This window comes from Aminobacter sp. BA135 (assembly GCF_050859125.1).
Classification (GTDB): Bacteria; Pseudomonadota; Alphaproteobacteria; order Rhizobiales; family Rhizobiaceae; genus Aminobacter; species Aminobacter ciceronei.
Genome location: NZ_CP139572.1, coordinates 739,327 through 759,938, shown reverse-complemented (window position 1 = coordinate 759,938; position 20,612 = coordinate 739,327). Strand labels below are relative to the sequence as shown.

The window sequence follows — 20,612 nt, the reverse complement described above, 5'->3', positions numbered from 1 at the left end:
TAGCCCATGTCCTCTTGGCTTGGCCGCGACGCGGCCCGGATTGGAATCCGCGGTTCGCTAGCACGCTCGGCATGCCAAGACAAGGTTTTGCCGGCGCTGGAAGTCGCTCGACTACTCGTCGCGGATCGAGCGCCACGGCGAATTCGGGTTCGGCTGGCGCGTGAAGTCGTCCTCATCAAGGTCGATGGTCTTGCCTCCTGCCGGGCCGCCACGGCGAGCAAAGCCGCCGAAATCGGTGCTGAAGCGCACCCGCTTGCTGAGAAAGCGCCAGGCCAGGGCCCGCACCGGCGGCAGGAACAGCAGGATGCCGATGATGTCGCTGATGAAGCCGGGAATCAAAAGCAGGATGCCGGCCAGAACGACCATCGCGCCGTTGGCCAGTTCCTTGGACGGATCGCGGCCGGTGTCCATCTCCTTACGGATCCGGGTCATGACGCCGAAACCCTGGACGCGCAGCAGGATCGAGCCGACGATGCCGCTGAGCAGGATCAGGCCGATGGTCGCAAGCACGCCGATTTCGCTGCCGACCACCACAAAGCCGGCAATCTCGAGCAAAGGCAGGGCAAGGAGCAGGAGGGGCAGCATGAAGAGCGTCGATCCGTCCGGTTTGAGTTGACGTGACAGCCAGATGCGGTCACAGGCATAGTGCATACATCTTTAGATAGGGTGCTGCGCCTTTAATTTGAATGATCGGCGCATGCGTTCTATATGCAAGGGCTACGGGCGCGGCACAGATGCGGCGCCGGCGAATGGCACATAAGCTGGCTTCGGCCGCGAACAAGGGACGGATCGGCGGAAGATATGGAATTCTTCGATTTCGGCACGATTTTCTTTCTGATCGCAGCGGTGGTGATCTTTTTCCAGCTGCGCAACGTGCTTGGACGCCGTACGGGCAATGAACGTCCGCCCTTCGATCCCTACACCGCGGCCCGCAGCAAGCCGCAGGACGCCAATGGCAAGCCGGAGAACGTCGTGTCGCTGCCACAGCGCAAGCGCGCTCCGGGCGAGGCAGCCGACGAGGCCTATGTCGCCATCGACGCGTTTGCCAAGCCGGGCACCGAGCTGAACAAGGGCCTGCGTGCCATCAAGGACGCCGACGCCTCCTTCGAACCCAAGGGCTTCGTCGAGGGCGCCAAGATGGCTTACGAGATGATCGTCATGGCCTATGCCGATGGCGACCGCAAAACGCTCAAGAATCTTCTGTCGCGTGAAGTCTTCGACGGCTTCGTCGCCGCCATCACCGACCGTGAGGGCCGTTCGGAGAAGATCCAGTCCTCCTTCGTCGGCATCGACAAGGCCGACATCGTGTCGGCTGAAATGAAGGGTGGTGAGGCTCATGTCACGCTGCGCATCGTCTCGGAGCTGATTTCGGCGACCCGCGACAAGGCCGGCGAGGTCATCGACGGCGATCCGGAGACAGTGGCCGAGGTCAAGGACGTCTGGACCTTTGCCCGCGACACCCGCTCGCGTGACCCGAACTGGAAGCTCGTCGCGACCGAGGAAGAAGACTGATCGCGCGCGGCGGGCGAAGCCCGTGTTGCTCTCGCCCGCATTCACCGAGGTCGGCTTTGGCGACCTGCCCGCCTGGTATGATGATGACCAGCTGGCCGCCTTTGAGGCTTTCCGCCGTTCTGCCTTCCACGTCCTGACCAAAGCCTACCGCAGCGGCGCCCTCGGCGTCGCCTCCGACGCTTTTGGCCCCGCTTACGCGGAGGCCCGCGAAAGACCGGCTGTCAATCGCGCTGACGCCCGCGCTTTCTTCGAGCGCCACTTCCAGCCTGCCCTCGTCGCACCCGAAGGTCGCGACCATGGCCTCGTCACCGGCTTTTACGAACCAGACGTCGAGGCGTCTCCTGTTCGCACCGACACGTTTGCCGTGCCGCTTTTGTCGCGCCCGGCTGATCTTGTCGATGTCGAGGACACCAATCGCCCCGTCGGCATGGACCCTTACCTTGCTTTCGCCAGGCAGACCCCGGACGGGCTGATCGAGTATTTCGACCGCCCAACGATCGAACAGGGTGCGCTCGCCGGCCAGGGCCTGGAGATCGCCTGGGTCGCCGATCCGGTCGATGCGTTCTTTATCCACGTCCAGGGTGCCGCCCGGCTGAACATGACCGATGGGTCGCTGCGTCGCGTGACCTATGCCGCGAAATCCGGCCAGCGCTTCACCGGCCCGGGCGGAATTCTCGCCAGGATCGGCGAAATACCGCTTGAGAAGGTGACGATGCAGTCGATCCGTGCCTGGTTCAAGGCCAATCCTGACCGCGTCGACGAGATCCTTTGGCAGAACCGGTCCTACATCTTCTTCCGGCACGCCGAAGTCGAGAACGCCGCCCTTGGCCCGGTCGCCGCGGCGAAAGTCCCCTTGACGCCTGGCCGGTCGGTCGCCGTCGACCGTCTGCTGCACACCTTCGGCACGCCGTTTTACATCGCCGCCCCCGGCCTGACTGCCTTCGGTGGCAAGCCATTTGCCCGACTGATGATTGCCCAGGATACCGGCTCGGCCATCACCGGCCCGGCGCGCGGTGACCTGTTTGCCGGTTCCGGCTTCGACGCGGGCGAGATCGCCGGCGTGGTCCGCAACGACGCCGATTTCTTTGCGCTTCTTCCGAAATCCCTGCTCGCCGTGGGCCAGCGATGAGCACGCGTCGGGATCGTAAGCTCAGCGACGAGGAGCGTGTGCTGTGGAACGTCATCGCCCGCACCACCTCGCCGCTCAAGGGCAAAAGAGCGGTTGAAATCCCCGAGGTTGCCAAGGTCGAGGCGCCGAAGGCCGAGCCCATGCCGGTAAAAATCGCCGCCGAGCAGTCTGCGCCGGCCCCAGCAAAGGCGCCGAAACGGCAGTATGTCGCCCATTCGCTCGACGTTCCGACACGCGACAAGCTTTCCAAGGGCCGCCTGCCGATCGAGGGCCGGGTCGACCTCCACGGCATGACCCAGGACGAGGCCTATTCGCTGCTCTATGCCTTCCTGAGCCGGGCGCATGCCGGCGGCCTGCGCTATGTTCTGGTCATCACCGGCAAGGGCAATTCGAAGGGCGGCGACGGCGTGCTGAAGCGCATGGTACCGGCCTGGCTCGACACCGCGCCGTTCCGCATGCTGATTTCGAGTCAGGACCATGCCGAGCGCCACCATGGCGGCTCCGGCGCGCTCTACATCAGGATCAGGCGGAGGCTCGGTGCATGACGCCGCTCGGCGAACGCATCCGCGAACTCCGGCGCGAACGCGGCGTCAGCCAGAAGGACATGGCCGCCGGCATCGGCGTCAGCGCCGCCTATCTCTCGGCGCTCGAGCACGGCCATCGCGGTGTGCCGACCTGGGCGATGATCCAGAAGATCATCGGCTACTTCAACGTCATCTGGGATGATGCCGAGGAGTTGCAGAAGCTGGCAGAGGGCTCGCATCCACGGGTGGTAGTCGACACGGCGGGATTGTCACCGGCAGCAACCGAGCTTGCCAACCTGATAGCCGAAGCGATCGACGAACTGAATGATGTCGAACTGGCGGCACTGAATGCGCAGGTCCGCGAGGCGATCGCGCGCAAGAAACGCAGATAATTTTTCCTAGAACAGCGCCTGCAGCTCGCTGAGGCGGTCGTTGACCAGCCAGCCGTAGTAGTTTTCTTCGGGCAGCTTCGCCGGTTCGCCTGCGGCCTGGCGTCGCTCGTTTTCGGCTTTCAGCGCGTAGGCGCGGGCCTCAGGACTGCCGACATTGTAGAGCGTCGCCGTCAGCCCCGGATTCTGCGAAATGTCGAAGCCGGCGATGTTCCTGTAGGCGTCGATCGACGTCTTCAGCGTCGCGGCGACGTAAGGCAGCGTCAAGTCGGGATCCATGATCGTTTTGTAGACGGCATTCGGATCGCGCTCGTCGAGCCTGGGCAGGCCGGAGACCTTGTGGACCTCGTCGCTCATCTGCAACGCGGTCAGCGGGTTGAGCTGGCCGATGCCGAAAGTCTGGCCGGCATAGAAGGGCTGGAAGAATGTGGCGCTGAAGCGGTCATTGGGGAAGCTGGTGCCGCCGACTGTCTTTCCGCGAAAATGCTGGTTCCAGACGCGCTCGCGGCATTCCCACAAATCGTAGCTGCCGGACTTGCCGGCGCAGTCGGCGAATTCCGGCCGTTTGATGAAGTCGGAGATGTCCTCGCCTTCATAGGCGAAGCGCAGCTTGCTGGAGAGATAGGAGACCGCCTTGACGTAATAGGTCTGCAGCCGGTCATAGGCGTCGACATTGTAGGTATGCTCGCCGACGATGGCGCCGACGATATGCATCGGGTCGATGCCGTAAGCCCGCGCCACGGTCTTGATCTTGCCGCGCAAATCGGCGTCGTTCTGCAGCAGCGCATAGACCTTGCGGTATTTGGCGTCGAAGGTGGTCTTGCCGGCCTTGGTGCGCTTGGACGAGGCACCTGGCACATCGGGCTGTTCGGCATGCACGTTGCCGGCCGCGACGACGGTCGCCGCTGATGCTTGCGGAACGGCGAAGGCCGCCGCCAGGAGAAATGCCGAGAAATATACGCGTTTCATGTGCTGCTGTTTGCCCAAGCTTTGTCAGGGCAAACTAGGAAATGCCCTCTGCTTAGTCGAGGATATTGTCTCCGGTGTCAGGAGAAAGCTGGCCGGCTGGAACCATTCGGCCACATCTGCCACAGCTGCCGCAAGGAATGGCCGGCCCGTTTGGCGCGCCGGCCGAACCAGGCCTAGAGGATGAAGCGCGACAGATCAGTGTTCCTCGAGAGGTCGCCGACATGCTTCTGCACATAGGCGCCGTCGATCTTCACTGTCGTGCCGTTACGATCCGGCGCGTCGTAGGATATCTCGTCGAGCACGCGCTCCATCACCGTCTGCAGGCGCCGGGCGCCGATGTTCTCGACGCTGGCGTTGAGATCGACGGCGATGCCGGCGAGCGCATCGATGGCGTCGTCGGTGAACTCGAGGTTGACGCCTTCGGTCTGCATCAGGGCAACATATTGCTTGATCAGGCTGGCTTCCGTCTCGGTCAGGATGCGGCGGAAGTCGTCCTTCTCCAGCGCACGGAGCTCGACGCGGATCGGCAGGCGGCCCTGCAGTTCCGGCAGAAGGTCCGAAGGCTTGGAGACGTGGAAGGCACCCGAGGCGATGAACAGGATGTGGTCGGTCTTCACCTGGCCGTACTTGGTCGCAACCGTCGTGCCTTCGACCAGCGGCAGCAGATCCCGCTGCACGCCTTCACGTGACGGACCGCCATGGACGTCACCGCGGGCGATCTTGTCGATTTCGTCGAGGAACACGATGCCTTCGTTCTCGGTCACTTCGAGCGCCCGGCGAACCACCTCGTCCTGGTCGAGCAGCTTGTCGGACTCGTCGCCGATCAGAAGCGCGTAGGATTCCTTGACGGTGGTCTTGCGCGACTTGGTGCGCTGGCCACCCATCGCCTTCTGCAGCATGTCATTGATGTTGAGCACGCCGACATTGCCGCCGGGCATGCCGGGGATGTCGAAGCTCGGCATGCCGCCGGTGCCGGTGTCGGCAACCTGGACCTCGATTTCCTTGTCGTCGAGTTCGCCGTCGCGCAGCTTCTTGCGGAACGAGTCGCGGGTGGCAGGGCTCGCCGTCTTGCCGACGAGGGCCTCGAGCACGCGTTCCTCGGCGTTGACGTGGGCGCGCGCCTTGACGTCCTCACGCATTTTTTCGCGCACCAGGCCGATGGCGATTTCGACCAGGTCGCGGATGATCTGCTCGACGTCGCGGCCGACATAACCGACCTCGGTGAACTTGGTCGCCTCGACCTTGACGAAGGGCGCACCTGCCAGCTTGGCCAGACGGCGCGAGATCTCGGTCTTGCCGACGCCGGTAGGTCCGATCATCAGGATGTTCTTGGGCATGACCTCTTCGCGCATCTGGCCTTCCAGCTGCTGGCGGCGCCAGCGGTTGCGCAGGGCAATCGCCACGGCGCGCTTGGCGTCCTTCTGGCCGATGATGAAGCGGTCGAGTTCGGAAACGATCTCACGGGGGGAGAATGTGGACATGTCGATACTCTCGAATACTCAGTTGGGGCTTATGTATGGGCTGGAAGCCGGTGCGCAAGGGCGCCGGGCAGCAGTGACAGAATGGCCCGCCGCAACGCATGCCAGCCGGCGCTGAGCAGCAGCACCAGTGCGCCGAGCACCAGCATCGTCAACGGCACGACGCTGTCCGACAGCCCTGCCTTCACGACCAGCGCGCCGAAGGCAAAGCCGGCATAAGACAGGCCGGAAACAAGAATGGCGCGCCTGTCGACGACGAGCGCGACCAACGCCAGTCCGACGAAGATCGCAAGGATGCTCCAGGCCGAGACGACGTCGGAACCGCCGTCGTCAACCAGGCCGCTGATCAGCGGGTGTACGATCAGCGGTGCGGCCAGCATGTGCAGCCAGAACGCGATGTCGGTACGACGTGTCTGGCGCTGCGGGTCGCTCAGGTCGAAGCGCATGGCGAGCGTGAACACAGCGAGCCCGCAAGCCAGCAGCAACGGCTTGGTCGCTTGTTCGGCGAAATCGGGAACGATCATGAAAAGAACCCCGACGGCCGAGGCGACAAGGGAGGCTACGCCGGCTGCGATCGTCACCGGCACCCGGAAACGCCGGTAGTGCAATGCGGTTGCCACAGCGGTCACAAGCCCGGCGATGACGATCGGCAGGCCGCCATGGTTGCCGAGCCCTAGTCCGAAGCCGAGGCTCGGGTTGAAGGCTTCGGCGACTGTGAAAAACACCGCCCCGGCATAGACAAGAAGCAACACGATGCTGGGCAGCGCCATGCGCTGCCGACGGGTGAAGTGTTCGGCCATAAGCCAGCTCGCCACGGCGATGACGGCAAACATGCCGGCATTGCCAACTGCGTCGCCGGAGAAGTAGCCGAGGGCGCCGAGGAAAAGTCCGAGGCCAATGGTCACGAAGATGTCGGAGAAGCCGCTGATGAAACGGAACTTCTCGTCATCATGCGGTTCCGCCTCCCTCACCTGTGCCCTGGCCTGTTCCAGCTCGCGCAGGCCTTGCGCCTGTTCGGCTGTGACCAATCCGCTGTCGACCGCTGTTCGCAGTACACCTGGCGATATGGCGAGCATTTCCTGCGCACTGCTCATGCGTCGAAATCCTCCTCGTCGGCATCGCGCGCCATCATCAGCGCCGGACCATATTCAGAGGTCCGCGTGTCGAACGCCACAAAGCCGGCCTTCTCATAGGCCCGGATCGCCCGCTTGTTGTCGGGGTGCGGGTCGATGATCACGCGTGGCACGCCCTCCTCGAACAGTTCCTCGACGAACTGGGCGAGGATCGCCGAACCATGGCCCTTGCCGACCAGTCCCGGCACGCCGATCGTCAGGTCGACGCCGAGCGTGCCAAAGGGCTGGTCCTGGTAAGGATGGTCGTCCTCCATGTGCGGATCGTAGCTCTGGAGGTAGCCGACCGGCTTGCCGTCCAGCTCGATGATCAGCGGTTCGACCGAGATGCTGTCGATGTGCTCCTTGATCAGAGCGATCTCGGTCTCGGGATCGTCCCACCACTCAGCGACATGCGGCTCGGCGAGCCACTTGGCAAGGATATCAAGGTCGTCCAGCTCGACGGATCGGAATGTGTAGGACGTCATACAAACCTTTACTTCAATGCACTCGTCTGATGGAGAAGCATCCAGGCAAAAAAACTTGCTTGCACTGCCTGCAGGACCAAAAGCGCGATAAGCCCGCATTTCAAGCGCCGCTCGCGCCTGCGACGCTTCCTGCCGTCGGCAAAGCCCATGTCGTCCTGACGGTATTTTGCGGTGTCCGGCCCCATCCACGAGGCAATGTTGACTTCGGCCGTGGCCAGGCGTGCCCGCCAATCACGCACCAGCGCGACATGCTCGACGGGCGTCAGCCGCTCTGTCCAGAGCTCGTCGAGTGGGGCGAGCACCGGGTCGCGCGGCGAAACGGGAGCGGGTACCCAGGGCTTCGAGGGCGTGTAGTGCACGATCCTGATCGCCTGGTCCTGGGCCTGCGCGCGCACGAGCGCATGGGCTCGCAGGAAGTTGAGCCCCTGCGGCAACTGCCGCCAGTTGGGAAAGAAGGCGTTGAGGATGCCCTGGTCGCCGTCCCCCACCGAAAGCTCCGGCAGCCGTTGAAAGAGCCTGCGACTGATTTCGGCGGATGGCGTGAAGGCGAAGACACCCGCGTTGAAGGCGGGTGTCTTGTAGTTGATGAAGAGATCGGGCACCGCTGCGAAGCCCTCACCGTCGAAGAGATCGTCGATGGGCTGAAGCACGAGGCAGTCTGCGTCGATGAAGGCGACGCGCGCAGGCCGGGTCAGCGAAAAGACCCATAGCTTGCTGAGCGTCACCGCGAGATGCTGCGCATCGGCAGGGAAGGCGTGGCCGAAGCGCACCAATGGGGGCACCTCAAGGAATGCCACATCGTCGGCCTCGACATCGGGTACGAAATCACCCTGCGTAAGGACAAGAATGGGGACGTCGCTGACCGTCCGCAGCGAGCGAACAAGCGCGGACAGGCCCATCGCGAAGTCCGGCGTAGCCAGCGTCACGAACAGCCTGTCGTAGCCGCAGCTGGCGAGCCACCCGGCGACGACCGCATCGATCGCTTGCCCAACCCGCTCGCATGCCGAGAAGTTACGGTCGTCGACCGGCGCAAGATCGAACCGGTCGGGCAGTCGCAGTGCCCTGCGCTGCAGAGGCAGGGTCGCGCCCGCGGGGCAGGTTGCGGCGCCCGTGCTCATGCCGCGTCGAGCGTCTCAATCACGAAGCTGTGGTTGGTGTAGACGCAGATGTCGGCAGCGATCTGCATCGCCTTGCGGGCGATCTCCTCGGCGTCCTTGTCGGTGTCCATCAGCGCACGCGCCGCGGCGAGTGCGTAATTGCCGCCCGAGCCGATGGCCATCACGCCGAATTCCGGTTCCAGCACGTCGCCGGTGCCGGTCAGCGCCAGCGACACGTTCTTGTCGGCCACAAGCATCATCGCTTCGAGGCGGCGCAGATAGCGGTCGGTGCGCCAGTCCTTGGCCAGTTCCACGCAGGCGCGGGTCAGCTGGTCAGGATATTGCTCGAGCTTGGCTTCGAGCCTTTCGAGAAGCGTGAAGGCATCGGCGGTGGCGCCGGCAAATCCGGCGATCACATTGCCCTTGCCGAGACGGCGGACCTTGCGGGCGTTGCCCTTCATGATGGTCTGGCCGAGGCTGACCTGGCCGTCGCCGGCGATGACAACCTTGTTGCCCTTGCGCACGGTCACGATCGTCGTGGCGTGCATGCTCTGTTCATTGGACATATGTTGCTCCGATGGCGCGCGGCCCCTCTTTGGCGGCCTGCGCGTTACGAGTGGAAGTTGGCGTCTTATGTATGACGTGGCGCAAGGATTGCAAATCGTCACGCCGCATCACGAAATGCCCTTTCGCGGCGATTGGCAACCGGCCGAACATGCTGTTATTAGCATCTCGTTTTTGAGGACAAGGATCCGCCAATGGCCCCCCGTTCCGCCGAAGTCAGCCGCAAGACCAAGGAAACCGAGATTTCGGTTTCGGTCCATGTCGACGGCACCGGCCGTTCGGAGATGGCAACCGGCGTCGGCTTCTTCGACCATATGCTCGACCAACTCTCCAGGCATTCGCTGATCGACATGAAGGTCTCCGCCAAGGGCGACCTGCATATCGACGATCACCACACCGTCGAGGATTGTGGCATCGCCATCGGTCAGGCACTGTCCAAAGCGCTCGGCGACCGCCGCGGCATCATGCGCTATGCCTCGATCGACCTTGCCATGGACGAGACGCTGACGCGCGCCGCCATCGACGTGTCGGGCCGCCCGTTCCTGGTCTGGAACGTCAATTTCTCGGCACCCAAGATCGGCACCTTCGACACCGAGCTGGTGCGCGAATTCTTCCAGGCGCTGGCCCAGAACGCCGGCATCACACTGCACATCACCAACCATTACGGCGCCAACAACCATCACATCGCCGAAACCTGCTTCAAGGCCGTGGCGCGCGCGCTTCGCATGGCCCTTGAAAGCGATCCGCGCCAGCCTGACGCAGTACCCTCGACCAAGGGCAGCCTGAAGGGATAGCCATGGCCATCCATGTCGTCATGGAGCCGCCTGCCTCGGCAGGAAAAACCGCTGGGGAAGGTGCCGTGTTCGTCCGTGACGGCTTCTATTTCTTCGGCTTCATCGCGCCCCTCCTGTGGATGCTGTGGCACCGTCTCTGGGTGCTGGCGGCGCTGACCTTCGCGGTCACGCTTGCACTGGGTGCCGTCGGCGAATGGACCGAGCTGATCGCAGCCGTGCCGCTGCTGTCGCTGCTCATCTCGCTTTATGTCGGCCTCGAAGGCGGTGCGCTCAGGGTCGCCGCCCTTCGCCGCGCCGGTTGGCATCAGTGGGGCGTGATCGAGGCCGACACCATCGAGGACGCCGAGATACGCTACCTCTATGCGGCCGACGACGACGCTGATGAAACCCAGCCGACGCCCGTTACCATCGCCCCCGCCGCATCGCCGCGCCCACAGCCATCGGGTGCGGCGCTCGGCCTCCTGCACTATCCCGGAAGACACTGACATGCGCGTCGCCATCATCGACTACGGTTCGGGCAATCTCCGCTCGGCAACCAAGGCCTTCGAACGCGCCGCCCGCGAGGCCGGCATTGCGGCTGAGATCGAACTGACCGCCGATGCCGATCGCGTGCGTTCGGCCGACCGCATCGTACTTCCCGGCGTCGGCGCCTATGCCGATTGTGCCCGGGGCCTGCGCGCCGTCGACGGCATGTGGGAAACGGTCGAGGAGGTCGCCATCCGCAAGGCGCATCCCTTCCTCGGCATCTGCGTCGGCATGCAGCTGATGTCGGAGCGCGGGCTCGAAAAGACCGTCACCGAGGGCTTCGGCTGGATATCAGGCGACGTGAAGGAGATCACGCCGACTGACCCGACGCTTAAGATTCCGCAGATTGGCTGGAACACGATTCACGTGAAACACGACCATCCGGTGTTCAAGGATATCGCCACCGGACCGCAGGGACTGCACGCCTATTTCGTGCACTCCTACCATCTCGATGCCAGCAAGGAAAAAGAAGTGCTGGCCACCGCCGATTATGGCGGCCGGGTTACCGCGGCGGTTGCGCGCGACAATCTTGTCGGCACCCAGTTTCATCCCGAAAAGAGCCAGGCGCTTGGCCTCGGCCTGATTGCCAATTTCTTGAGGTGGAAGCCATGACGACCAAGAAGGCCTACTGGATGGCGATGATCGAGATCACCGACCCCGAGGCCTATCCGGCCTACATCGCGGCCAACCTTGCGGCGATCGCCCCCTATGGCGCCAAGCTTCTGGTGCGCGGCGGCCAGTACGACCAGCCCGAAGGCCCGACCGGCAACCGCCATGTCCTGGTCGAATTCGAATCCTACGAGCAGGCGATCGCCTGCTACCACTCCCCCGCTTACCAGGAGGTGGTGAAGCTTCGCCACGCCGCCTCCGTCGGCAAGTTCGTCATCGTCGAAGGCGTCTGAGCATGATTCTTTTTCCCGCCATCGACCTCAAGGACGGCCAGTGCGTGCGCCTCAAGCTCGGCGATATGGACCAGGCGACCGTCTACAACGACGATCCGGGCGCCCAGGCGAAAGCCTTCGAGGACCAGGGTTTCGAGTGGTTGCATGTGGTCGACCTCAATGGCGCCTTCGCCGGTGAGAGCGTCAACGGCGCTGCCGTCGAGGCGATCCTCAAGGCCACGAAGAACCCGGTCCAGCTCGGCGGCGGCATCCGTTCGCTCGCCCATATCGAGAGCTGGCTCTCCAAGGGCCTCGCCCGTGTCATCCTCGGCACCGTTGCCGTGCGCGACCCCGAGCTGGTCAAGGAAGCCTGCAAAAAATTCCCCGGCAATGTTGCCGTCGGCATCGACGCCAAGGGCGGCAAGGTTGCCGTCGAGGGCTGGGCCGAAGCCTCGAGCCTCGACGTCGTCGAACTGGCGAAGAAGTTCGAGGGCGCCGGCGTCGCCGCCATCATCTACACCGACATCGACCGTGACGGCGTTTTGGCCGGCATCAACTGGGATTCGACCATCGACCTCGCCGAGGCGGTCTCGATCCCGGTCATCGCCTCGGGTGGCCTCGCCTCGCTGGCCGATATCGTGCGCATGACCATGCCCGACGCGAAGAAGCTCGAAGGTGCCATATCCGGCCGCGCGCTGTATGACGGCCGCATCGACCCGGCCCAGGCGCTGGCCATTCTGCGCGGCACGCTCAAGCCCGAGCCGGGCCTTTTCGAGGAACGGAAATGACCCTCAAAGCTCGAGTTATTCCGTGTCTGGACGTGAAGGACGGCCGCGTCGTCAAGGGCGTCAACTTCGTCGATCTCATCGATGCCGGTGATCCGGTCGAGGCTGCCAAGGCCTATGACGCCGCCGGCGCCGACGAGCTTTGCTTCCTCGACATCACCGCCTCATCCGAAAACCGCGAGACCATCTTCGACGTCATCGCCCGCACCGCCGAGCAGTGCTTCATGCCGCTGACCGTCGGTGGCGGCGTGCGCCAGGTCGCCGACATCCGCAAGCTGCTGCTCGCCGGCGCCGACAAGGTGTCGATCAACACGGCTGCGGTGAAGAACCCGTCCTTCGTCGCCGAGGCCGCCGACAAGTTCGGCAACCAGTGCATCGTCGTCGCCATTGACGCCAAGAAGGTGTCCGAGGCCGACGAAGCTGACCGTTGGGAGATCTTCACCCATGGCGGCCGCGAGCGCACCGGCATCGACGCCGTCGAGTTTGCCCGTAAGGTCGTGGATCTTGGCGCCGGTGAGATCCTGCTCACGTCGATGGACCGCGATGGCACCAAGATCGGCTATGACATTGCGCTGACCCGCGCGGTGGCGGATGCGGTGCGTGCGCCGGTCATCGCCTCGGGCGGCGTCGGCAACCTTGACCACATGGTCGCGGGCATCCGCGATGGCCACGCCACGGCGGTGCTGGCCGCTTCGATCTTCCACTTCGGCACCTACACCATTGCCGAGGCCAAGGCGCACATGGCAAAAGCGGGCTTGCCGATGCGGCTGGACCCCATTGGCTGACTGGCATGATCCCGAAAAGTGGGGACTGGTTTTCGGAAAAGATCATGCGACAACAAAATGATAGAACATGTTCCATTTCGGCTCTTCGGAATGGAACATGTTCTGGACTGCCGAGGCCACAATGACCGGATTTTCCCTTTCCGACCTGGAAGAGATCGTCGCCGAGCGTGCCCGCTCGGGCGATGCCAGTTCCTGGACCGCCAAGCTCTACCAGTCGGGCATGGAGCGGGCGGCCAAGAAGCTGGGCGAAGAGGCGGTTGAAACAGTCATCGCCGCGGTCAAGGGCGACGCCGCCGGGCTCGTTTCGGAAAGTGCCGATCTCCTCTATCATTGGCTCGTCGTGCTGGCCGTCGCCGGCATTCCGATGGCTGAGGTGATGGCCGAACTGGAGCGGCGCACCTCGCAGTCCGGAATTGCCGAAAAGGCCTCGCGCAAGAACGAAGGCTGACCTTGGTCGGCCGCCGCAGGGAACAGTCGATGGATCAACTCGCACCGACGGACAAATACTCCCCCTACTGGTTCTTCTCCGCCGAGCATTGGGCGGGTTTCGGCGTCGACATGTCGATGACGCTGACCGCCGATGAGGTCAGGCGGCTGAGCTCCATGTACGAGCCGATCGACCTCGACGAGGTCAGGCGCATCTATCTGTCACTGTCGCGCCTGCTCTCGGCCCATGTCGAGACCAGCCAGCAGCTGTTCCGCCAACGCCAGCGCTTCTTCAACTCGGAGAAGAAGGGCACCAAGACGCCGTTCATCATCGGCATGGCCGGCTCGGTCGCCGTCGGCAAGTCGACGACGGCACGTATCCTGAAAGAGCTGCTCACCCGTTGGCCGTCGAGTCCGAAGGTCGACTTGGTCACGACGGACGGCTTCCTTCATCCCAACGAGGTGCTGCGCCGCGACAATCTGATGGAGCGCAAGGGTTTTCCCGACAGTTACGATGTCGGCGCTCTGTTGCGTTTCCTCTCGGCCATCAAGTCGGGGCAGCCCAATGTCCGCGCGCCGGTCTATTCGCACCTGACCTATGACGTCATGCCCGGCGAGTTCGTCACCGTCGATCGGCCCGACATCCTGATCTTCGAGGGCATCAACGTGCTGCAGCCGCGCGAACTGCCCAAGGATGGCAAGTTCGTGCCCTTCGTCTCCGATTTCTTCGATTTCTCGATCTATATCGACGCTGACGAACAGATCATCCACGAGTGGTACATCGAACGCTTCATGCGCCTGCGCGAGACCGCTTTCCGCAATCCGCAGTCCTTCTTCCATCGTTACTCGCAGCTGTCGGAAGATGCCGCACGTGCCATCGCCGAAGGGCTGTGGGCCAACATCAACCTGAAGAACCTGCGTGAAAACATCCTGCCGACGCGTCCGCGCGCTGACCTGATCCTCAAGAAGGGTGCCGGCCATCTGGTTGAGGAAGTGGCGATCCGCAAGCTCTGAGAGTTCGGCCGCTTACGCCGCAGCCGGCTTGGTCACGCGTCTTAGCGTCAGGTTGATACGGCCACCCTGCTTCAGCAGGGCCGAGGTCATCGGATAGATGCGGTCGACGCCGTGGAAGGCCAACCGCCCCTCCCCGCCCAGCACCACCACGTCACCGCTCTCCAGCCGGAACGACACCGTCCGGTCGTCGCGCCTGACACCGCCGACGCGGAACAGGCAAGCGTCACCCAAAGATACAGAGACGACAGGCGCTTCGAATTCGCGCTCGTCGCGATCCTGGTGCAGCCCCATCTTGGCCGCATCGGTGTAGAAATTGACGAGGCAGGCTTCCGGCGGATGCGGGTAGCCCGAAACCTCGCGCCACAGCGCAAGCAAGGCCTCGGGGATCGGCGGCCATGCTTCGCCCGTCACCGGGTGTTCCGGCTGGTAGCGATAGCCGCGCTCCTTGTCGGTGACCCAGCCGAGCGAACCGCAATTGGTCATGCGCACGCTCATTTCCTTGCCGGTCCTGGGCATGGCGGGCGTGTAGAGCGGTGCGGCCTTCACCACCTCACGGATGCTTTCGACCAGTCCTTCCTGCACCTCGCGGGTGAGAAAGCCTGGCATGTGGCGGACGCCTTCGGGCAATACGAGCACGTCTAAGCTGCCTTGTTCGATCTGGCCGTCCAGAATGCCAGCTGAAACGCAAAACGGCGACCCGAAAGCCGCCGTTCGCATGAACCGAGTGTCTTCGGCTCAGGCCGACGCGATATCGGGGATACGCAGCACCTGGCCGGGATAGATCTTGTCGGGGTGCGTCAGCATCGGCTTGTTGGCCTCGAAGATGACGGTGTATTTCGACGCCTTGCCCTTGCCGTACTGGGCTTCGGCGATCTTCGACAGGTTGTCGCCCTTCTTGACGGTGTAGAACACCGGCGCCTTGGCAGGCGTGGATGCCTTGACCAGCTCGGTCATGTCGACAGTGCCGTCGAGCTTGAGGCCGGAGTCGGGCGCAACGACCTTGAGCTCGTCTGCCTGCACCTTGGAAACGCCAAGCGTGTTGCCGACGGCGATGACCGCTTTTTCGAAGATCGACTGGTCCTTGACCACGCCGGTCAGCACGGCGGTGTCGCCCTTGACCACGACCTGCACGTTGTCGGTGCCGAGCTTGTGCGAATCGAGCTCTTTCTTCAGCGTGTCGGCGCTTGGCGCCTCGTCATCCCCGAAACCAAGCTTCTTGCCGACATTCTTGACGAAATCGAACATGCCCATTCGTGGTCTCCCTTGCTGTGGCAGTCGCCGAAACTTGGCATCTGCGGGAGCAAATTGGAAGCGGCAACCGAAGGCTGTGTCCCAGGGCAATCCTGAGGAGGTGGGAAACGTCCTGCCGTCGGCCGTCGGGCTAAAGAGGCCTAGTCGCCGTCGACCCGCCCGCGCAACTTCTTGACTGTCGAGCGGCCGGACTTGGTCTTCAGCCTGCGCTCGACCGAACCCTTTGTCGGCTTGGTCTTCTTGCGCGGCGGCGGTGGCGGCTCGGCCGCCTTGGCGACAAGCGCCGTCAGCCTGGCGCGCGCATCGGCGCGGTTCTGTTCCTGCGTCCGATAGCGCCCGGCTTCGATGACAATGACGCCGTCCTTGGTCGCCTTCTGCCCGGCGAGCTTGATGGTCCGTTCGCGCACGCGCTCGGGCAGCCCCGGTGCGTTGGCGGCGTCGAAGCGCAACTGCACGGCTGTCGCCACCTTGTTGACGTTCTGGCCACCCGGCCCCGAGGAGCGGATGAAGTTCTCCTCGAGGTCATCGGGATGGATGACCACGTCATTGGCTATGAAAATCTTGTCGTCGGCGCTCATGCGTGAAGTCATGCCGTGCCTTTGCGCAAAAGAAAAGGCCCGGCTTGGCCGGGCCTCAGACTGCTGACGAACCCCGTCGAATTTCGGCGGGGTTTTGTTTTGTGGGTTGATTGAGCTTTTGGATTGATGTCGGGGGGCAGATGCCAAGGCCGTTGCGAGCCCGCTTTGGCCTCATGCGAGGCTTGGTTTTGGCTTTGGCCAGAGGCTGATTGCGATCTTTTTCATGTTTTGGGCGGCGGCTGCGATCAGGCACTGGCAGGCGACGCGTGTTCGCCCTCGGAAGCGTGCATAGCGATGGCCGAAGAGCTGCTTGGCATCGGCGAAGGATCGCTCGACCGTCTCCTTGCGGCGTCGATAGATCGCCTTGCCCCATGCGGTTAAGCGGTTGGCATCGACCCGCTCGCGGACATCCTGCCAGACATGGCGCGTGATGGTGCGCTCGGCCTTGGCGTTTGATGTGCAAGACGCCAGCAGCGGACAGTTGCGGCAGATCGTCGGGTCGCTCTTGTAGTGGCGATAACCGCCGCGATCGGTGGTGGCGTAAGTGAGCAACTGGCCCTGCGGGCAACGATAGCCGTCAAGGTCCGGCTCATGGACGAAAGCGCCCTTCCTCATCTTGCCAGGCTTTGGCCGGGGCGGGTTGCGATAGCCGACGACACCCTGGATGTTCCTGTCCTCCAGGCCCTTGGCGATGCCTGGCGTGGCATAGCCGGCATCCAGCCCCGCCGCCGTGACGTCGAAGCCGAAACGCTCCACCTGGCGGTCGAGCCGGTCGAGATAGACGATCGAGTCATGCACGTTGGCCGGCGTGGCAAACGTGTCGGTGATGATGCCGAAGCCGCCATCCACCGTGCGGTGATCGAGATAAAAGAAGCCCTTCGGCTTGCCCTCGCGCACCATATAGCCTGCCTCAGGATCGGTGCGCGAGACCTTCGTCTCTTTCACCGCAGGCTGCCGCTCCTGCTCCTTCAGCGCCTTCTGGCCGTGCAGCGCCCGTTCGGCATCGATCGCCCGGTCGAGTTCGCCCCAGTAGTCGGCACGCGACTTGGCGACCATGGCAAGGTCGTACTTGCCCTTGTTGGCATTGGCCTTCAGGTGCGTGCTGTCGGTGTAGAGCACCGTGCCGTCGACCAAGCCTGCCCCGATCGCCTGCTCGACAATGCGGTCGAAGATCGCCTGCGCGATCGTCTCGTCCTGGTAGCGCCGGCGGCGGTTCTGCGACAATGTCGAGGCGTCGAACACCTTGTCCGTCAGCTTCAGCCGCAGGAACCACCGGTAGGCGACATTGACCTCGATCTCTCGCACCAATTGCCGCTCCGAGCGCACCCCGAACAGGTAGCCGATGAACAGCGCCTTGAACATCAAGGTCGGATCGAGTGGCGGGCGACCATTGTCGGCGCAGTAAAGCGGCGCTGTCAGATCGTGGATGAACGAGAAATCGATAACACCATCGATCTTGCGCAGAAGGTGATCAACTGGAACCAGTTGGTCAAGCGTGACGATCTCAAGTGCGGTTTGTTCAGGGCCAGCTCGCTTCAACATCACCCACTGAATCACAAACCCCCAACTCTCGCCAGGGGTTTGTCAGCAGTCTGAGGCCCGGCTTGGCCGGGCCTTTCGATGTTTGTTCGGGCGATGCGAGTGTTACTCGGCGGCTTCGCGCACCTGCGGTGCTGCGCCCAGAACGGAGGCGTCGACATGGCTTTCGAACTTGCCGAAATTGTCGACGAACATCGACACCAGCTTCTTGGCCTGGTGGTCATAGGCAGCGCCGTCGGCCCAGGTCGAACGCGGGTCGAGGATCTTGCTGTCGACGCCTGGCACCGAGACGGGCACGGCGAAGCCGAAATTCGCATCCGTGCGGAACTCGACCGCGTTGAGCGAGCCGTCGAGCGCTGCCGACAGAAGGGCGCGCGTTGCCTTGATCGGCATGCGCGAGCCGGTGCCATAAGCGCCGCCGGTCCAGCCGGTGTTGACCAGCCAGCAGTCGACATTGTGCTCTGCGATCAGCTGGCGCAGCAGGTTGCCGTATTCCGAGGGGTGGCGCGGCATGAAGGGAGCACCGAAGCAGGTCGAGAAGGTCGCTTCCGGCTCGGTCACGCCACGCTCGGTTCCGGCAACCTTGGCCGTGTAGCCTGACAGGAAGTGGTACATCGCCTGCGCCGGTGTCAGCTTGGCGATGGGCGGCATCACGCCGAAGGCATCGGCCGTCAGCATGATGATGTTCTTCGGGTGGCTGGCCTGGCCGGTGGCGCTGGCGTTCGGGATGAAGTCGAGCGGATAGGCGCAGCGGGTGTTTTCGGTGCGCGAGCCGTCGTCGAAATCGGGAACGCGGTTGTCGTCCAGCACCACATTCTCGAGCACGGTGCCGAAACGCTGGGTGGTGGCGAAGATTTCCGGTTCTGCTTCGGCCGACAGCCGGATCGTCTTGGCGTAGCAGCCGCCCTCGAAGTTGAAGATGCCGTCAGGGCCCCAGCCGTGCTCGTCGTCGCCGATCAGCGTGCGTTTGGGATCGGCCGACAGCGTCGTCTTGCCGGTGCCCGACAGGCCGAAGAACACGGCGGCGTCGCCGTCGGGACCTTCATTGGCGGAGCAGTGCATTGGCATCACGCCCTTGGTCGGCAGAAGGTAGTTGAGCGCGGTGAACACCGACTTCTTCATCTCGCCAGCATAGGCGGTGCCGCCGATCAGCACGATCATGCGGGTCAGGTCGACGGCGATCACGGTCTCGGTGCGGGTGCCGTGACGGGCCGGGTCGGCGCGGAACGACGGCAGGTCGATGATCGTCATCTCGGGCACGAAGCTGGCAAGCTCGGCCGGCGTCGGACGGATCAAAAGGTTGCGGATGAACATCGAGTGCCAGGCGAATTCGGTGACGACGCGCGTCGGCAGGCACAGCGAGCGGTCGGCGCCGCCGATCAGGTCCTGGACATAGAGATCCTTGTCGGCCGCCTGGGTCAGGAATTCGGCGTGCAGCGCGTCGAACTGGGCGCGACTGATCGGCTTGTTGTTGTCCCACCAGACATGGTCTTCGGTGTTTTCGTCGCGCACGACGAACTTGTCCTTGGGCGAACGGCCGGTGTGCTGGCCGGTCTCTGCGACGAGTGCGCCATGCGCGGTCAGCTTCGCCTCGCCTCGCCGGATCGCTTCTTCGGTGAGAAATGCAGCGCCAAAGTTGTAACGGACGGTGCCCGACGTTTTGAGCCCTGCCGTTTCGATCCCGCAGGCGGGATTTCGCTTACCGGTTTCGGTCATTTAGTGAAGCCTCGTAGCCATGACGCTGTGTCCGGTCTGCGGGCCGGACGCCGCTGTCCCAACGGGACTGAGGCAGGCTGAAACAGAAAAGCTCAGCGATATCAAATCATTAATCGATTTAAAAATTTTGAAATTTGTCTAAATCGTTTAAAAGGTGTGCAAGCAGTCGCCGGCCCACACAAGATCGGCAGTTTTTTGTTCGAGCTTTGGCGCCGCCGCCCCATATAAGGCAAGCACAAGGCATGGCGGTTGCGCTCCCCTCGAACGGAGGCTATGCCACATTTTGTACCTAATTTGTCCTGCACAAGCCCTGCTCTAAGCAGGAAGGGACACCCGCTCATGAGGGAGCCGCTGGAAATGGCAACGATCGCGCTTGTCGACGACGACCGCAACATTTTGACATCGGTTTCAATCGCACTCGAGTCCGAGGGCTATCGCGTCGAGACCTATACGGATGGTGCGTCGGCGCTCGAAGGGCTGGCCGCGCGTCCGCCGAACCTTGCCATCCTCGACATCAAGATGCCGCGCATGGATGGTATGGAGCTGTTGCGCCGGCTGCGCCAGAAGACCGATCTGCCGGTGATCTTCCTGACCTCCAAGGATGACGAGATCGACGAGCTCTTCGGTCTCAAGATGGGCGCCGACGATTTCATCCGCAAGCCGTTCTCGCAGCGCCTGCTGGTCGAGCGTGTCCGCGCCGTATTGCGCCGGGCAAGCGCCCGCGAGGCCGCGACCAAGGCGCCGACGCAGCAGGCTCGCTCGCTCGAGCGTGGCCAGCTGGTGATGGACCAGGAGCGCCACACCTGCACCTGGAAGGGCGAGCCGGTCGTACTCACCGTCACCGAATTCCTGATCCTGCACTCGCTGGCGCAGCGCCCGGGCGTGGTCAAGAGCCGCGACGCCCTGATGGATTCGGCCTATGATGAGCAGGTCTATGTCGACGACCGCACCATCGACAGCCACATCAAGCGCTTGCGCAAGAAGTTCAAGGCTGTCGACGACGACTTCGAGATGATCGAAACCCTCTACGGTGTCGGCTACAGATTCCGCGAAGCGTGA

The 20,612-nt window shown here is 63.3% G+C and carries 25 protein-coding genes; 13 read left to right on the top strand and 12 right to left on the bottom strand.

Annotation, left to right across the window (positions count from 1 at the left end; translation table 11 throughout):
* Positions 1–111: 111 nt before the first annotated feature.
* Entirely contained in the window at positions 112–585 is a 474-nt protein-coding gene (locus SLT36_RS03650; protein WP_432285884.1) for an FxsA family protein, read from the bottom strand.
* A gap of 216 nt (positions 586–801) precedes the next feature.
* Here SLT36_RS03650 and SLT36_RS03645 point away from each other — a divergent pair, with 216 nt between their 5' ends.
* The 4 genes from SLT36_RS03645 to SLT36_RS03630 are packed head-to-tail and all read left to right on the top strand — an operon-like array spanning position 802 to position 3,557.
* Positions 802–1,512 (top strand): Tim44/TimA family putative adaptor protein, encoded by a 711-nt coding sequence (locus tag SLT36_RS03645; protein WP_432285883.1) that lies wholly within the window; start codon positions 802–804, stop codon positions 1,510–1,512.
* 22 nt (positions 1,513–1,534) lie between these two features.
* Positions 1,535–2,641 carry a murein transglycosylase A gene (gene mltA / locus SLT36_RS03640; protein ID WP_432285882.1) on the top strand — a complete coding sequence of 369 codons (1,107 nt, stop codon included), beginning with the start codon at positions 1,535–1,537 and terminating at the stop codon, positions 2,639–2,641.
* Positions 2,638–3,186 (top strand): Smr/MutS family protein, encoded by a 549-nt coding sequence (locus SLT36_RS03635; RefSeq protein ID WP_432285880.1) that lies wholly within the window; start codon positions 2,638–2,640, stop codon positions 3,184–3,186. Before mltA ends, SLT36_RS03635 begins: the two co-directional genes overlap by 4 nt.
* Positions 3,183–3,557 carry a helix-turn-helix domain-containing protein gene (locus tag SLT36_RS03630; RefSeq protein ID WP_432285879.1) on the top strand — a complete coding sequence of 125 codons (375 nt, stop codon included), beginning with the start codon at positions 3,183–3,185 and terminating at the stop codon, positions 3,555–3,557. The genes SLT36_RS03635 and SLT36_RS03630 overlap by 4 nt, the downstream gene beginning before the upstream one ends.
* A 6-nt stretch (positions 3,558–3,563) precedes the next feature.
* On the opposite strand, the gene SLT36_RS03625 is transcribed toward SLT36_RS03630, so the two are convergent.
* From SLT36_RS03625 to hslV, 6 genes are all read right to left on the bottom strand, one after another.
* Positions 3,564–4,523, bottom strand: coding sequence for a DUF1402 family protein (locus SLT36_RS03625; RefSeq protein ID WP_432285878.1), 960 nt, complete (start codon positions 4,521–4,523; stop codon positions 3,564–3,566).
* A 173-nt stretch (positions 4,524–4,696) separates the two neighbouring features.
* Positions 4,697–6,004 carry an ATP-dependent protease ATPase subunit HslU gene (gene hslU / locus SLT36_RS03620; RefSeq protein WP_432285877.1) on the bottom strand — a complete coding sequence of 436 codons (1,308 nt, stop codon included), beginning with the start codon at positions 6,002–6,004 and terminating at the stop codon, positions 4,697–4,699.
* A gap of 29 nt (positions 6,005–6,033) precedes the next feature.
* The gene (locus SLT36_RS03615) at positions 6,034–7,095 is read right to left on the bottom strand and encodes a hypothetical protein (RefSeq protein WP_432285876.1); all 1,062 of its coding nucleotides are present in this window, start codon (positions 7,093–7,095) and stop codon (positions 6,034–6,036) included.
* On the bottom strand, positions 7,092–7,598 hold the full coding sequence (locus SLT36_RS03610) for a GNAT family N-acetyltransferase (RefSeq protein WP_432285874.1): 507 nt from the start codon (positions 7,596–7,598) through the stop codon (positions 7,092–7,094). Before SLT36_RS03610 ends, SLT36_RS03615 begins: the two co-directional genes overlap by 4 nt.
* An 8-nt stretch (positions 7,599–7,606) precedes the next feature.
* Complete coding sequence (locus SLT36_RS03605; RefSeq protein ID WP_432285872.1) at positions 7,607–8,716, bottom strand: glycosyltransferase; 1,110 nt, start codon at positions 8,714–8,716, stop codon at positions 7,607–7,609.
* Entirely contained in the window at positions 8,713–9,261 is a 549-nt protein-coding gene (gene hslV / locus SLT36_RS03600; protein WP_432285871.1) for an ATP-dependent protease subunit HslV, read from the bottom strand. Before hslV ends, SLT36_RS03605 begins: the two co-directional genes overlap by 4 nt.
* Positions 9,262–9,453: 192 nt before the next feature.
* Here hslV and hisB point away from each other — a divergent pair, with 192 nt between their 5' ends.
* The 8 genes from hisB (at position 9,454) to coaA (ending at position 14,469) form a co-directional block, all read left to right on the top strand.
* Positions 9,454–10,053: an imidazoleglycerol-phosphate dehydratase HisB gene (gene hisB / locus SLT36_RS03595; protein ID WP_432285870.1), complete on the top strand. Its 600-nt coding sequence runs from the start codon at positions 9,454–9,456 to the stop codon at positions 10,051–10,053.
* A 2-nt stretch (positions 10,054–10,055) separates the two neighbouring features.
* A complete protein-coding gene (locus tag SLT36_RS03590) occupies positions 10,056–10,538 on the top strand; it encodes a DUF2628 domain-containing protein (RefSeq protein WP_432285868.1) in 483 nt (160 codons plus the stop codon).
* A gap of 1 nt (position 10,539) precedes the next feature.
* Positions 10,540–11,190, top strand: coding sequence for an imidazole glycerol phosphate synthase subunit HisH (gene hisH, locus SLT36_RS03585; protein ID WP_432285867.1), 651 nt, complete (start codon positions 10,540–10,542; stop codon positions 11,188–11,190).
* On the top strand, positions 11,187–11,480 hold the full coding sequence (locus tag SLT36_RS03580; protein WP_182576156.1) for a DUF1330 domain-containing protein: 294 nt from the start codon (positions 11,187–11,189) through the stop codon (positions 11,478–11,480). Before hisH ends, SLT36_RS03580 begins: the two co-directional genes overlap by 4 nt.
* Positions 11,481–11,482: 2 nt before the next feature.
* Complete coding sequence (gene hisA / locus SLT36_RS03575; RefSeq protein ID WP_432285865.1) at positions 11,483–12,247, top strand: 1-(5-phosphoribosyl)-5-[(5-phosphoribosylamino)methylideneamino]imidazole-4-carboxamide isomerase; 765 nt, start codon at positions 11,483–11,485, stop codon at positions 12,245–12,247.
* Entirely contained in the window at positions 12,244–13,029 is a 786-nt protein-coding gene (gene hisF, locus SLT36_RS03570) for an imidazole glycerol phosphate synthase subunit HisF (protein ID WP_432285863.1), read from the top strand. The genes hisA and hisF overlap by 4 nt, the downstream gene beginning before the upstream one ends.
* 121 nt (positions 13,030–13,150) lie before the next feature.
* Positions 13,151–13,477, top strand: a complete 327-nt coding sequence (locus tag SLT36_RS03565; RefSeq protein WP_067965889.1) for a phosphoribosyl-ATP diphosphatase — start codon at positions 13,151–13,153, stop codon at positions 13,475–13,477.
* A 29-nt stretch (positions 13,478–13,506) separates the two neighbouring features.
* On the top strand, positions 13,507–14,469 hold the full coding sequence (coaA, locus tag SLT36_RS03560) for a type I pantothenate kinase (RefSeq protein ID WP_067965886.1): 963 nt from the start codon (positions 13,507–13,509) through the stop codon (positions 14,467–14,469).
* A 12-nt stretch (positions 14,470–14,481) separates the two neighbouring features.
* On the opposite strand, the gene SLT36_RS03555 is transcribed toward coaA, so the two are convergent.
* The 5 genes from SLT36_RS03555 to SLT36_RS03535 form a co-directional block, all read right to left on the bottom strand.
* Complete coding sequence (locus SLT36_RS03555) at positions 14,482–15,105, bottom strand: alpha-ketoglutarate-dependent dioxygenase AlkB family protein (protein ID WP_432285861.1); 624 nt, start codon at positions 15,103–15,105, stop codon at positions 14,482–14,484.
* A gap of 99 nt (positions 15,106–15,204) precedes the next feature.
* Positions 15,205–15,720: a peptidoglycan-binding protein LysM gene (lysM, locus tag SLT36_RS03550; RefSeq protein ID WP_432285860.1), complete on the bottom strand. Its 516-nt coding sequence runs from the start codon at positions 15,718–15,720 to the stop codon at positions 15,205–15,207.
* 140 nt (positions 15,721–15,860) lie between these two features.
* A complete protein-coding gene (gene arfB / locus SLT36_RS03545; RefSeq protein WP_192312825.1) occupies positions 15,861–16,298 on the bottom strand; it encodes an alternative ribosome rescue aminoacyl-tRNA hydrolase ArfB in 438 nt (145 codons plus the stop codon).
* Positions 16,299–16,469: 171 nt separating this feature from the next.
* Positions 16,470–17,840 carry an IS1182 family transposase gene (locus SLT36_RS03540; protein ID WP_432283660.1) on the bottom strand — a complete coding sequence of 457 codons (1,371 nt, stop codon included), beginning with the start codon at positions 17,838–17,840 and terminating at the stop codon, positions 16,470–16,472.
* A gap of 102 nt (positions 17,841–17,942) precedes the next feature.
* Entirely contained in the window at positions 17,943–19,553 is a 1,611-nt protein-coding gene (locus SLT36_RS03535; protein ID WP_432285858.1) for a phosphoenolpyruvate carboxykinase, read from the bottom strand.
* Positions 19,554–19,910: 357 nt separating this feature from the next.
* Here SLT36_RS03535 and SLT36_RS03530 point away from each other — a divergent pair, with 357 nt between their 5' ends.
* Positions 19,911–20,612, top strand: coding sequence for a response regulator transcription factor (locus tag SLT36_RS03530; RefSeq protein ID WP_109578295.1), 702 nt, complete (start codon positions 19,911–19,913; stop codon positions 20,610–20,612).